The 13,918-nt window shown below is 68.8% G+C and carries 9 protein-coding genes; 6 read left to right on the forward strand and 3 right to left on the reverse strand.

Going from position 1 to position 13,918, the window contains the following annotated elements:
- Position 1 precedes the first annotated feature (1 nt).
- The 3 genes from cyoB to NRY95_15475 form a co-directional block, all read right to left on the reverse strand.
- Positions 2 to 2,002 carry a cytochrome o ubiquinol oxidase subunit I gene (gene cyoB / locus NRY95_15465; protein ID UYC15120.1) on the reverse strand — a complete coding sequence of 667 codons (2,001 nt, stop codon included), beginning with the start codon at positions 2,000 to 2,002 and terminating at the stop codon, positions 2 to 4.
- Complete coding sequence (gene cyoA, locus NRY95_15470) at positions 2,002 to 2,943, reverse strand: ubiquinol oxidase subunit II (GenBank protein ID UYC15121.1); 942 nt, start codon at positions 2,941 to 2,943, stop codon at positions 2,002 to 2,004. The genes cyoB and cyoA overlap by 1 nt, the downstream gene beginning before the upstream one ends.
- Positions 2,944 to 3,344: 401 nt before the next feature.
- Positions 3,345 to 4,034, reverse strand: a complete 690-nt coding sequence (locus NRY95_15475; protein UYC15122.1) for a PAS domain-containing protein — start codon at positions 4,032 to 4,034, stop codon at positions 3,345 to 3,347.
- 354 nt (positions 4,035 to 4,388) lie between these two features.
- On the opposite strand from NRY95_15475, the gene NRY95_15480 reads away from it, so the two are divergent.
- The 6 genes from NRY95_15480 to NRY95_15505 all read left to right on the forward strand — a co-directional run bounded on the left by NRY95_15480 (position 4,389) and on the right by NRY95_15505 (position 13,918).
- Positions 4,389 to 5,978 carry a hypothetical protein gene (locus NRY95_15480; protein UYC15123.1) on the forward strand — a complete coding sequence of 530 codons (1,590 nt, stop codon included), beginning with the start codon at positions 4,389 to 4,391 and terminating at the stop codon, positions 5,976 to 5,978.
- Positions 5,979 to 5,981: 3 nt separating this feature from the next.
- Entirely contained in the window at positions 5,982 to 7,496 is a 1,515-nt protein-coding gene (locus NRY95_15485) for a hypothetical protein (GenBank protein UYC15124.1), read from the forward strand.
- An 81-nt stretch (positions 7,497 to 7,577) separates the two neighbouring features.
- Positions 7,578 to 9,821: a TonB-dependent receptor gene (locus NRY95_15490; GenBank protein ID UYC15125.1), complete on the forward strand. Its 2,244-nt coding sequence runs from the start codon at positions 7,578 to 7,580 to the stop codon at positions 9,819 to 9,821.
- Between the two features lie 58 nt (positions 9,822 to 9,879).
- The gene (locus NRY95_15495; protein ID UYC15126.1) at positions 9,880 to 11,364 is read left to right on the forward strand and encodes a hypothetical protein; all 1,485 of its coding nucleotides are present in this window, start codon (positions 9,880 to 9,882) and stop codon (positions 11,362 to 11,364) included.
- On the forward strand, positions 11,361 to 13,394 hold the full coding sequence (locus NRY95_15500; protein UYC15127.1) for an amidohydrolase family protein: 2,034 nt from the start codon (positions 11,361 to 11,363) through the stop codon (positions 13,392 to 13,394). Before NRY95_15495 ends, NRY95_15500 begins: the two co-directional genes overlap by 4 nt.
- Entirely contained in the window at positions 13,391 to 13,918 is a 528-nt protein-coding gene (locus NRY95_15505) for a RidA family protein (protein ID UYC15128.1), read from the forward strand. The genes NRY95_15500 and NRY95_15505 overlap by 4 nt, the downstream gene beginning before the upstream one ends.

Below are 13,918 nucleotides of genomic sequence, written 5' to 3' on the forward strand. Positions count from 1 at the left end.
TTCAGACCGCCTTTGCGGCATGTGCCGCCTGTTGCTGCTCCAGCAGGGCGAAACGCGCGTTCTCGATGCGTTCCACTTCCTCCGCCGGCACCCAGTAGTCGACGTCGTCGTCGAACGTGCGCGCGATGAAACTGCCGATCATGCCGACCAGGCCGATGATCGCCATCCACCAGATGTGCCAGATCAAGCCGAAGCCCATGACCACGCTGAAGGCGCCGATCCAGACCCCGGCCGCGGTGTTGCGCGGCATGTGGATCGGTTCGTACCTGGCCGGACGCGTCCAGCCCTTGCCCTTGAGCTTGTCTTCCCAGAACTGGTCGCGGTCGTCGATGTGCGGCAGCACGGCGAAGTTGTAGAACGGCGGCGGCGAGGACGTGGCCCACTCCAGCGTGCGACCGTCCCACGGGTCGCCGGTCAGGTCCAGGTTGTCCTTGCGCTTCCAGATGCTGTAGCCGATCTGCACCAGGTTCAGGAAGATGCCGATGCCGATGATCGCCGCGCCGGCCGCGGCCACCATCAGCCACGGCGCCCACTCCGGGTGGTTGTAGCTGTTCATGCGCCGGGTCATGCCCATGAAGCCGAGCACGTACAGCGGCATGAAGGCGATGAAGAAGCCGACGATCCAGCACCAGAACGAGGCCTTGCCCAGCGTCTCGTTGAGCTTGAAGCCGAACGCCTTCGGGAACCAGTAGGTCAGGCCGGCCAGGTAGCCGAACACCACGCCGCCGATGATCACGTTATGGAAGTGCGCGATCAGGAACAGGCTGTTGTGCAGCACGAAGTCCACCGCCGGGATCGCCAGCATCACCCCGGTCATGCCGCCGATGGTGAAGGTGATGATGAAGCCGATCGTCCACAGCACCGGCGCGGTCATGCTCACCCGGCCGCGGAACATGGTGAACAGCCAGTTGAAGATCTTCACCCCGGTGGGGATGGAGATGATCATCGTGGTGATGCCGAAGAAGGCGTTGACGTTGGCGCCCGAGCCCATCGTGAAGAAGTGGTGCAGCCACACGATGAACGACAGCACGCCGATCGCCGAGGTGGCGTAGACCATCGAGGTGTAGCCGAACAGGCGCTTGCGGCTGAAGGTGGCGATCAGCTCGGAGAAGATGCCGAACGCCGGCAGGATCAGGATATAGACTTCCGGGTGGCCCCAGATCCAGATCAGGTTGACGTACATCATGGCGTTGCCGCCACCGTCGTTGGTGAAGAAGTGGGTGCCCAGGTAACGGTCGGCCCCCAGCAGCGCCAGCGCCACGGTCAGGATCGGGAACGCGGCGATGATCAGGATGTTGGTGATCAGCGCGGTCCAGGTGAAGATCGGCATGCGCATCAGGGTCATGCCCGGCGTGCGCATGCGCATGATCGTCACGAAGAAGTTGATGCCGGTCAGCAATGTGCCTAGACCCGATATCTGCAAGGCCCAGATGTAGTAATCGACGCCGACCCCTGGACTGTATTCCAGCCCCGACAGCGGCGGATACGCCAGCCAGCCGGTCTGGGCGAATTCGCCCACGCCCAGCGAGATGTTGACCAGCGCCGCGCCGGCCACGAACAGCCAGAAGCTCAGCGAGTTCAGGAACGGGAAGGCCACGTCGCGCGCGCCGATCTGCAGCGGCACGATCAGGTTCAGCAGGCCGGTCATGAACGGCATGGCCATGAAGAAGATCATGATCACGCCGTGCGCGGTGAAGATCTGGTCGTAGTGGTGCGGCGGGAAGATGCCTTCGTTGCCGCCGTGCGCGATCGCCTGCTGGGTGCGCATCATCGCCGCATCGGCGAAGCCGCGCAGCAGCATGACCAGCGCCACCAGGATGTACATGACGCCGATGCGCTTGTGGTCGACCGAGGTGAACCACTCCTTCCAGAGATAGCCCCACAGCTTGTACTTGGTGATCGCCGCCACGACCAGCAGGCCGAGCAGGCCGGCGCCGCCGAGGGCGCCCATGATGATCGGCTCGTGGTACGGAACCGCCTCGAGCGTGAGTTTGCCTAGCATCACTTGTCTCCAGAAGTGCACATGGCGACCGGCTCAGCAGCCGATGCCGGATGGGCGTCGTGGCCTTCCATCTTGTGGCCCTTGCCCATCATGTATTTGTCGAGCAACGACTTGAACATGCCGTCCTGCACCGACGAGTAGTAGGTCACCGGGTACTGCGCCTTGTCGTTGCGGTTGGCCGCCAGGATCTGGAACTCGGCCTGGTCCAGCGCCTTCGGCGCGGCCTTGACCTTGGCCACCCAGGCGTCGAAGCCGGCCTGGTCGGTGGCGTGCGCGGCGAAGCCCATCTTCGAGAAGCCGTGGCCGCTGTAGTTCGCCGACAGGCCGAAGTACTCGCCCGGCTCGTTGGCGATCAGGTGCAGCTTGGTCTCCATGCCGGCCATCGCGTAGATCTGCGTGCCCAGGTGCGGGATGAAGAACGAGTTCATCACCGTGTCGGAGGTGATCTTGAAGTTCAGCGGCGTATCCACCGGGAACGCGATCTCGTTGACCGTGGCGATGCCCTGCTCCGGGTAGATGAACATCCACTTCCAGTCCAGCGCCACCGCCTCGATGGTGATCGGCTTGACCTTGGAGTCCAGCGGCTTGTACGGATCCAGCTCATGCGAGGAGCGCCAGGTCAGCACCGCCAGCACCAGGATGATCATGCACGGGATCGACCACACCACCACCTCGATCGCGGTGGAGTGCGACCAGTTCGGCTCGTAGCGGGCCTTGGTGTTGGACGCGCGATAGCGCCAGGCGAAGGCCAGGGTCATCACGATGACCGGGATCACCACCAGCAGCATCAGCACCACCGAGGTGATCAGCAACGTCTTTTCGTCGTGGCCGATCTGTCCCTTGGGGTTGAGAATGGCCGCGTCGCAGCCGGCCAGCAGCAGCGCGGGCAGGACCGACAGACCGGAGCGCAGCGAGCGCCGGAGTTGTTTCAACGGAATCATCGAACGATCCAATTGCGTAGGGGATGCGGACCGCGCAGTGGCGAACGGGAGCGGCCCGGACGGGCGTTTCCGCGTTGCCTGCGGCATCCTGGCCGGCATGCGCGATCGACCCGGCATTTTATGCTGCCGTGCGGCATCTCCGAAAGCCATTGACAAGGCCGAGCGTGCGCGCAGGCGTGTTTTTATGTGCGACACATTGCCGCACCCGCATGCGACGGATCGCGGCAGCGTGCCTGCGGCGCATGCCCGGCGCCCTCCATCTCGCTACAACTTGAGATGAAAGCGGGCGCGACCGCCGCCGCGTCGGCGCGGCCCTGTTGCTTGCGCGGAGAGCGAGACGACATCCCGCCCGGCCCTGCCTGGCCGACGCCGCGACCGCCCGCCCCATCCGGCTCCGGGCGTTACGGCCGCGCCGCCGCCTTCTTCTGCTTGATCTGCTCGATGTAGTTGTAGATGGTGAAGCGGCTGACCCCCAGCGCCGTGGCCACCTGCTCCACGCTGTTGCGGATCAGGAACAGGCCGCGATGCATCATCGCCTCCACCGCGTACATCTTCTCTTCCTTGTTCATCAGCGCCGGCGGCTTCATGAAGCGCTTGACCGCATCGTCGATGATCTCCTGCATCATCGCCTCCAGCCCGACCTCGCCGGTCGGCGCCTCGCTGCGCGGCGGCTTGGCCTTCCGGTGCAGCATCTGCTCCAGCCAGCCATGGGCCATCTCGAACACGGTCATGTCCGCATTGAGGCACAGCGCGGCCACCGGCTGGCCGGCGCCATCGCGGAACAGCAGGGTGGCCGAGCGCAGCTGGCGGCCGGCGGCGTTGGTGGTCTGGTACTCGTCGACGATCGCCCAGCTGATCGTGCCGGTGCCGGCCACGTCGCGGTACAGCTCGCTGAAGCCGGCGTCCTCGCGCGGGCCGCTGAGGATCGGGTCGCCGAGGCTGCGCCCGGACACATGGCCGTTGGCGATCGCCAGCACCGAGGCCCCGGGCGCGGACAGGTCGTGCAGCACCACTTCGATGTTCTCGCCGATCACCCCGCCGAGCAGGGTCACCACCGGCTCGAGCAGCGCGAACAGGTCGCGCACCTGCACGCCCGCCCCCAGTCCTTGCGCTGGCGCAGGCGCCGCCTGGGCGCGCCTGCGCCTGAGCGCGGGCGCCCCGCCCTTTTTCGCTGTTGCCATCGAATCGTCCCGTCCTGAGCAGTGCCCGGCGAATGCGCACCGGCCATCTTGCCGGCTACGTCCGCAGGCGTCGAGACGGCAGCGCAACGGCGCAGCTCCGCACAGGAAGGATGTGACGCGGTCTTGACATAAAAATTATTTTTGTATATCAACAAACTGTTGAAGCAGCATCGCATCGCGGCCAAGGGGGCCGCCGCCGCCCATGCATCGGGCGTCCAGCCACGCTTCGCCAGGGGAAACACCGTGCTGTCCATGCCGACGTCCATGCCGTCCGCCAGATCGTGCTGTCGCGCCAATGCCTGGCGGCGTCCGTTCGCGGTTGCCGCGGCGCTGTGGCTGGCCGGCGTCGCCAGCGTGTCGGCGGCGGTGCCGGTCCACGCCGACGTGCAGGTGCGGTCGGCCGGCAGCGTCGCCGTCCAGGGCCATGACACGTTGCGCTACGCGGCCGAGGCCGGGCTGCTGCCGATCCACGACGATCCGACCGGGCGGCTGATGGCGTCGGTGTTCTTCGTCGGCTACAGCGCCCCGGCCAGTGCCGGCGCGGTGCGGCCGCTCACCTTCCTGTGGAACGGCGGCCCCGGCTCCAATGCCGCACAGCTGCACCTGGGCGTCGGCCCGCGCCGCCTGGACACCGCCGATCGCCTGCCGGACTGGACGCCGGCGCAGAGCGAGCGGCCGCTGGTCGAGAACGCCGACAGCTGGCTGGGCGCGAGCGATCTGGTGTTCGTCGATCCGCTGGGCACCGGCTACAGCCGCGCGGTCGAGGCCAAGGACCTGCCCACGCTGTACACCTCGCATGGCGATGCGGAAGTCATCGCCGAGGCGATCCGGGTCTATCTCACCCGCCACGACGCCTGGGACCGCCCGCTGTACCTGGCCGGCGAAAGCTATGGCGTGACCCGGGCGATGCTGGTCGCCGAAGCGCTGCAGCGGCGCGGCATGCCGGTGCGCGGCGTGGTGCTGGTGTCCTACAACTTCGACCTGGGCACGCCGCCGGCGGCGTATCCGGAAGACGCATTGAACGTGCCGCAGTTCACCGCCGCGGCGCACTACCACCGGCGCCTGGACCCAACGCTGCAGGCGCTGGACGAAGCGACCGCGGTGGCGCAGGCGCAGGCATGGATGCGGCAGGACTACCTGCCGTTCCTGGCCGCCCCGGCAACGCAGACGCCGGAGGCGCGGCGCCGGATCCTGGCCGCCCTGGCGCGCTTCAGCGGCCTGCGCGAGCAGGACATCGATGCCAAACAGTTGACCATCTCCACCGCCGATTTCGCCGACCGCCTGCTCGCCGACCAGGGCCGTGAGCTGGGCCGCTACGATCTGCGCATGACCGCGCCGCGCCGCGCCAGTGACGCGCCGTGGATGCCGGGGATCGACCCGAGCCTGCTGCCGATGGCCGGCCTGATGAACGGCACCTCGCGCGTGTTCAACCGCTATCTGCGCCAGCAGCTCGGCTTCGAGAGCGACCTGCTGTATCGCGGCCCGTTCGGCAACGCCTTCCATCCGCTGCCGCGCTACACCGACCCGAAGACCGGCATGCCGGACGACTGGATGGCGCAACTGTGGGATTTCTCGCAGAAGCTTCCCGAGGGCGCCGCTGCGCCGCTGCGCAAGGCGATGGACCAGGACCCGCAGCTGCGCGTGCTGAGCCTGCGCGGCCGCTACGACGGCTGGCCCTGCGAAAGCTCGGTGGAGACCACCCGCGCCGCCGGCCCGCGCTACGCCGCGCGGGTGACCACCCTGTGCCTGCAGGGCGGACACATGTGGTACTCCGAACGCGCCAGCCGTGCCCAGGGCCGCCGCGCGTTCGAAGCCTTCCTCGCCGCCGCTCCCTCTCTTCCCAGCACGGACTAGCCCATGCGCTCCGCGACCGTACACCCCGGCCCTGTGCCGCCGAAGACCCGAGTGCTGCAGCCGCTGCTGGCGCTGGCCCTGGCGATGGCCTTGCCCGCCGGCAACGCGCACGCCGCGGAACCGGGCTTCGTCGATCCAACCACGCTGGGCCCGGTGTCGTTGCCCACACCAGTCACCACCCAGCACCGCGGCGTGTTCAACGGCCAGCACATCGCCTACGCCGCGACGGTGGAAACCTATGCCACCACCGGCGCCGACGGGCACCCGGCCGCACGCCTGGTCTCCACCGCCTACATCGCCACGTCCACCGACCGTGCGCGGCCGCTGCTCTTCGCCTTCAACGGCGGCCCGATCGCCGCCAGCACGCCGCTGCATTTCGGCCTGCTCGGCCCGCAGCGGCTGGCCGTGCCCGACGACCTGCATGCCGACGCCGCCGGCTTCAAGCTGGTGGACAACCGCTATTCGCCGCTGGACGCGGCCGACATCGTCATCTTCGATCCGGCCAGCACCGGCTACAGCCGCGTCGCCGACGGCGTGGCGCCGGCCAGCCAGTTCTCCACCCGCGCCGACGCGCGCCAGCTCGCGCAGCTGGTGACGCAGTGGCTGGACCGGCACGGCCGGCGCGGCGCGCCGGTGTACCTGCTGGGCGAAAGCTACGGCACCTTGCGCGCGCCGGAAGCGGCCACGCAGCTGCAGGCCGCCGGCATCGTGGTGGACGGCATCATCCTACTCGGCCAGGCCGACAACATCCTCGAATACGCCCAGCGCCGCGACAACATCGTCAGCTACGCGGTGTCGCTGCCGACCCTGGCCGCGCTCGGCTGGTACCACGGCAAGGTCGAGCGCAAGGGCCGCAGCCTGGCGCAGTTCGTCGACGAAGCCTCCGCCTACGGCCGCGAGCGCTACCTGAGCACCCTGTTCCTCGGCAACCGCGCCAGCGCGCAGCAGCGCGAAGAAGTGGCGCAGGCGCTGCAATCGTTCACCGGCCTGTCGGCGGACGCCTGGCTCAAGGCCGATCTGAAGCTGTCCAAGGTCGCCTACGCGCGCCAGCTGTTCCCGGGCCGGATCCTGGCGTCCAGCGATGGCCGCTACCTGCTCGATGCGCAGGGCAATTCCAGCAGCGTGCCCGACTACAACGCCGCCGCCGAGCGCTACTACCGGCAGGTGCTGAAAGTGCCCGCGCAGGCGGGCCGCTACTCCACCGCGCTGCCGACCTCCAGCGACTTCAACGCCTGGGAGTGGGACGCGAACAAATCGCCGTTCGGCGACTACCCGTGGGTCGGGCAACTGCGCGAGCTGCTGGCGTCCAACCCGCGCATGCGGCTGCTGGTCGGCAACGGCTATTACGACAGCCAGACCACGATCGGCGCGATGGATTATCTGGCCGCGCAGTCGGGGTTTCCGATGCAGCAGGTGCGCACGCGCTACTACGACGGCGGCCACATGATGTACACGGTCGAGCGCACCGCCGCCGACCTCGCCGACGACATCCGCCAGATGGTCCGCCGCACCTGGTGACCTGACATTCCGCAGTCCCCGCAGCACCCGTGGTTCGCGCTCCACCCATCCCGCCCACCGCCCGCCAGACGAGTCCCGCCCATGTCATCCGTCGCCCGCAACCGTCTTTCCCAGGTCATTTCGCGCGCACTGTGCTGCCCGGCCAGCGCGCTCCTGCTGCTGCCGTCCATCGCGCTTGCCCAGCAGGACGACGGCACGGCCGCAGCCAAGCAGCTGGACACCATCACCGTGACCGCGCAGAAGCGCAGCGAGCGGCTGCAGGACGTGCCGATGTCGGTGCAGGTGCTCAACACCGAGAAGATGAGCAGCGAAGGCAGCTACAAGCTGGCCGACTATTTCGCGCAGCTGCCCGGCCTGTCCTACATCCAGTCGCCGATGAGCAGCAACATCGTGCTGCGCGGCATCGCCACCGACTCCGGCCTCGGCAGCCGCCCGACCTCGGGCATCGTCATCGACGACGTGCCCTACGGTTCGGCGCTCAGCACCGGCGCGATCCCCGACCTGGACCCCTCCGACCTGCAGCAGATCGAAGTGCTGCGCGGCCCGCAGGGCACGCTGTACGGCGCCAGCAGCATGGGCGGGCTGATCAAGTACGTGATGACCGATCCGGACACCAGCGCGACCTTCGGCCGCGTCGAGGCCGGCGGCTCCAGCGCCGCGCATGGCGGCTCCGGCTACAACGCGCGCACCTCGGTGAACCTGCCGTTCTCCGACCGCTTCGCGCTGCGGGTCAGCCTGTTCCAGCGCCAGGACCCGGACTTCGTGCACAACACCAACAGCGGCGACAAGAACGACAGCCAGGTGCGCGGCGGCCGCGTCTCCGCGCTGTGGAACGTCACCGACACGGTGACCATCCGCTCCTCGGCGCTGTTCCAGGACACCGAGACCGGCTCCAGCTCGGTGGTCGATACCGACCCCGAGCTGCATCCGCTGTACGGCCAGTACAGCCACGACCGCATCAGCGGCGGCGACACCTTCAAGGGCCAGGTGCGCTTCTACACCACCAAGGTCAGCTGGGATCTGGGCTGGGCCACGCTGGACAGCATCAGCGGCTATGCGCAGCACCGCAGCAAGGCCTACCAGGATGTCGGCTACACCACCATCGGCTCGCTCGCACCGGTGTTCGCCGGCATCTTCGGCCTGGACAGCAGCAACCCCAGTTCCCTGATCGACAACCGCTACAACACCAACCGCACCACCCAGGAGGTGCGGCTGGCCTCGCAGGGCGAGCGGCCCCTGGACTGGCAGGTCGGCGCGTTCTACAGCGACGAGGAGGCCAAGAGCACGCAGAACTTCTACATCGCCGACAAGTCCAGCGGCACCATCTACCGCGACTTCCCGCTGCTGGTCTCGCTGGGCGACAGCAGCTACCGCGAGAAGGCGGTGTACGCCGACGGCACCTACCACTTCACCCCGCAGTTCGACATCCAGGTCGGCGCCCGCTACGCGCGCAACAGCCTGCGCGAGAACAGCGACACCGGCGGCCTGCTGCAGGACCCGAACCAGAGCTTCGACAGTAACAAGGACAGTTCCACCACCTATCTGTTCTCGCCGCGCTACCGCTTCAACGACCAGTTGATGACCTACCTGCGCGTGGCCTCCGGCTACCGTGCCGGCGGCAGCAACGGCACCCTGGTGGCCAACGTCCCGTTCTCCTACGGCTCCGACAGCCTGTGGAGCTACGAGTTGGGCCTGAAGACCCAGTTGCTGGACCGCTCGCTGAGCCTGGATGCGGCGCTGTTCCACATCGACTGGAGCGACCTGCAGATCTCGCAGGTCGAGCCGACCCTGGGCAGCAGCTACACCACCAATGCCGGCAAGGCCACCAGCCAGGGCCTGGAACTGTCGGTCAACTGGGTGCCGTCGGCCGACTGGAAGGTCAGCGCCAGCTACGCCTATACCGACGCCACGCTGGCCCAGGACATCCCCGGCTACGTCGAAGGCTCCTCGGCCTACGGCAAGGACGGCGATCGCCTGCCGTACTCGGCGCGCAACAGCGCCTCGGCCTCGCTCAAGCGCTACTTCGCGCTGGGCGACAACCTGGAAGGCTTCGCCGGCGCCGACGTGGCCTACATGGGCGATCGCGACATGGAGTTCACCACCTCGGCCAGCATCCCGCGCATCCACCTGCCCAGCTACACCACGCTCGGCCTCAACGCCGGCGTGCAGGGCCAGGCCTGGAGCGCCACGCTGTACGTGCGCAACCTCACCGACGAGGTCGGCTACATCAACGCCAATCGCCGCGGTTCGCTGGCCAGTTCCGCGCTCGGCGCCACGCTGATCCAGCCACGCACGGTCGGCCTGACCCTGGCCTGGGACTATTGATGCGCCTCGCCGGCCGCCGCTTGGCGGCCGGCCCTTCCTCCTGTTGCGGAATTCCCCGATGAAATGGATCCACGGCCTGGCCCTGCTGCTGTGCACGGCGCTGCCGTTCGCCGCAGCCGCCGACGAAGCGGCAGCGCTGGCGCGACCGACCTTGCTGTCCAGCCCGCAGCAGACCCGCATCGGCGCGCAGCGGCTGCGCTATCGGGTCAGCTTCGACCAGCTCGACTTCGCCGGCGCGGACGGCGCCCGCGTCGCCTCGATCGGCGCCATCGGCTATCTGGCCGAGCGCGCCGATGCCGGTACGCGGCCGGTGCTGTTCGCCTTCAACGGCGGACCCGGCGCGTCCTCGGTGCTGCAGGTCGAAGGCCTCGGCCCGCGGCTGCGCGCGCGCGACGGCAAGCGACAGAAACTGATCGCCAATCCGCACAGCATTCTCGACGTCGCCGACCTGGTGTTCATCGACCCGCCCGGCACCGGCTTCAGCCAGGCCCCGACCGATGCCGCCGCGCGCGCACGCTACTGGTCCGACCATGGCGACGCCAAGGCCGTGGAAGCGATGATCCGGCACTGGCTCAAGACGCACGCACGCGAACGCGCGCCGCTGTACATCGCCGGCGAAAGCTACGGCGGCTACCGGCTCGCCCTGCTCGCCGCCGGCATCGCCGACCTGCGTCCGGCCGGGGTGCTGCTGGTCTCGCCGCTGCTCGATGCCAGCAGCGGCGACGACAGCCCCGGCAACGACCTGCGCGCGGTGTTCGACCTGCCCTCGCTGGTCGTCGCCGCCGCCGCCCACGGCAAGGGCGACCTGGCCGGGCAAGCGGTCGACAACGTCTATGCGCAGGCACGTGCGTTCGCGCTCGGCGACTATGCGCAGGCGCTGCTGCAGGGCAGCGCCCTGCCGGCCGACGCACGCAGCCGCATCGCCACGCGCCTGGCCACGCTGCTGGGCCTGCCGCCGCAAGCGCTGCTGGCGGCCGACCTGCGCCCCGATGTCGAAACCTTCCGGCTCGGCGTGCTCGCCGACGCCGGCCAGCAGATCGGCCGGCTCGACAGCCGCATCGCCGCGCCGCTGCCGGCGCCGCATGCGGCCGACAACGGCCGGCCCTCCGCCGCCAACGATCCGGCGCTCGGCCTCGGGCGCAGCAACCAGATCAAGTCCGTTGTCATCGCCGACTACCTGCATGGCCTGTTCGGCGCTGCGTTGCCGCGGGACTACGTCAGCCTGGACATCGACATCGCCATGGCCTGGCGTTTCAGCCCTGACGATGGCGCCGCTGCGGCTCCGGCCGGCACCGCGATGCGCTTCAATCCCACGCCGAACCTGGCGCGCCTGGCGCAGGCCAACCCCGACTTCCATGTGCTCGCGCTCAACGGCTATTACGACCTGGCCGTGCCCGCGCTCGGTCCCTGGTACGCGCTGCACCACAGCGCCCTGGATCCGGCGCGCATCGATTTCCGCCTGCTGCCCGGCGGCCACGCCGTGTTCGCGGAAGACGCGCTGCGCCCGCAACTGCATGGCCTGCTGAAGGACTTCCTGCGATGACCCACACGCTGCTGCGGGCGGCCGCCCTCGCCGCTGCCTGCACGTTCGCCGGCCACACCGCGATCGCGGCGAACCCGCCGCAATCGCTGGTGCTGATCGCCAACGGCGAGAACGTCGGCTACCTGAAGGCCACGGCCGACGGCGACACCTACGAAGTCGATTACCACGTCGACAACAACGGCCGCGGCCCCAAGCACCACGAGACCATCGTGCTCGGCGCGCACGCGCTGCCGCTGGCCTGGTCGGTCGCCGGCACCTCGCTGATGGGCGGCCAGGTCGCCGAGCGCTACCAGTGGCGCGACGGCGTCGCCGAATGGAGCAGCCAGGCCGACAGCGGCCGCAAACCGCAGCCGCGACCGACGCTGTACATCACCAACGACAGCAGCCCCTGGGCGATGTGGACCTACGCCAAGGCCTTGCTGGCCGCACCCGAGCATGCCCTGGACGTGCTGCCCAGCGGCCGCATGCAACTGGAACTGGTCGGCACGCTCGCACTGCAAGGCCAGGCCGGGGCGCCGCCGCTGCAGGCGCGGCTGCTGCGGCTGTCCGGCCTGGACCTGGAACCGCACTACCTCGCCGTCGATGCCGACGACGCCCTGCTGGCCGACATCGACGACGACGCCGTGGCGATCCGCGACGGCTACCAGGCGCAGGTGGCGACCATCGCCGACGCGGTGAAGGCGCAGCAGTTCGCGCATGCGCAGGCATTGCAGCGCCAGCTCGCGCATCCGCTGACGCGCGGCCTGTGGCTGCGCAACGTGCATGTGTTCGATCCGGTCAACGGGCTGCGCAGCGACGCGGTGAACCTCCACGTCGCCGACGGGCACATCGTCTCGATGGACGCGCGCTGGCAGCCGGCGCCCGGCGACAGCGTCTACGACGGCAACGGCGGCACGGTGATTCCCGGGCTGCACGACATGCATTCGCACAGCACCCTGTCCTCCGGGCTGTGGTACCTGGCCGCGGGCGTCACCAACACCCGCGACATGGGCAACGACAACGCCTTCCTGCTCGACCTGACCGCGCGCATCGAACGCGGCGAGATCGCCGGCCCGCGCATCGTGCGCAACGGCTTCCTCGAAGGCCGCAGCGCGTATTCGGCGCGCAACGGCTTCGTCGTCGACACGCTGGCCGACGCGCTGAAGGATGTCGCCTGGTACAAGGACCACGGCTACTGGCAGATCAAGCTCTACAACTCGATGAACCCGGCCTGGGTGGCGCCGATCGCCGAACGCGCGCATGCGCTGGGCATGGGCGTCACCGGCCACATCCCGGCCTTCACCAACGCCGACGCGATGATCGCCGCCGGCTACGACGAGATCACCCACATCAACCAGCTGATGCTGGGCTGGGTGCTCTCTCCCGAAGAGGACACGCGCACGCCGCTGCGGCTGACCGCGATGAAGCGCGTGGCCGCGCTCGACCTCGACGCGCCGAACGTGCGCCACACGCTGCAGCTGATGCGCCAGCGCGACATCGCCCTGGACACCACCGAGGTGATCCTGGAGCGGCTGATGCTGAGCCGCGCCGGCAGCGTGCTACCCGCCGACGCGCCGTACCTGTCGCACATGCCGATCGCCTACCAGCGCTACCGCCAGCGCACCTTCGTCCCCGACCTCGACGCGCAGACCGATGCGCAGTACCGCCAGGCGCTGGACAAGACCCTGCACCTGATCGGCCGCCTGCACCGCCAGGGCACCGTGCTGCTGCCAGGGACCGACGACACCACCGGCTTCACCGTGCACCGCGAACTGGAACTGTACGTCGCCGCCGGGCTGACCCCGCAGCAGGCGCTGAGCGCCGGCACCTGGCAGAGCGAACAGCATTTCGGCCGCAGCGACCGGCTCGGCAGCGTGCATCCGGGCAAGCAGGCCGACTTCGTGCTGCTGCCCGGCGATCCGACCACCGACATCGCCGCGATCCGCCAGCCCGCGCTGGTGGTGAAGGACCAGTCCCTGTACCTGCCCGCCGACATCTACCGCGCCCTGGGCGTGGCCCCGTTCGCGCCGGCCCCAAAGAAACTTCAATGAGCCCGATCCCCCATCCCATGCAGACCCCGCACGTCCCCCCATCCGGCACCGTGAGCGCGCGTCTGCATGCGCTCGGCATGACCTTGCCGCCACCGCTGCGCGTGCCCGACGGGGTGATCCTGCCGTTCGCGCCGGTGCACGTGATCGGCAGCCGCGTGCTGATCTCCGGCCACGGCCCGCAACATGCCGACGGCAGCATGGCCGGTGGCGTCGGCCGCGTCGGCGAGGAGCTGGACGATGCCCAGGGCTATGCCGCGGCGCGCGCCACCACCCTGTCGATGCTGGCCAGCCTGGAGCGCAGCCTGGGCAGCCTGGAACGGATCAAGCGCTGGGTGCGCGTGTTCGGCATGGTCCGCTGCGCGCCCGGCTTCCAGCGCCTGCCGAACGTGATCAACGGCTGTTCGGACCTGCTGCTGGCGCTGTGGGGGCCGGAACTGGGCCAACATGCACGCAGCGCGGTCGGCATGGCCGAGCTTCCGTTCGGCATCCCGGTCGAGATCGAAGCCGAAGCCGAACTGCACTGA

It is taken from the genome of Xanthomonas campestris pv. phormiicola, from assembly GCA_025666215.1.
Classification (GTDB): domain Bacteria; phylum Pseudomonadota; class Gammaproteobacteria; order Xanthomonadales; family Xanthomonadaceae; genus Xanthomonas_A; species Xanthomonas_A campestris_A.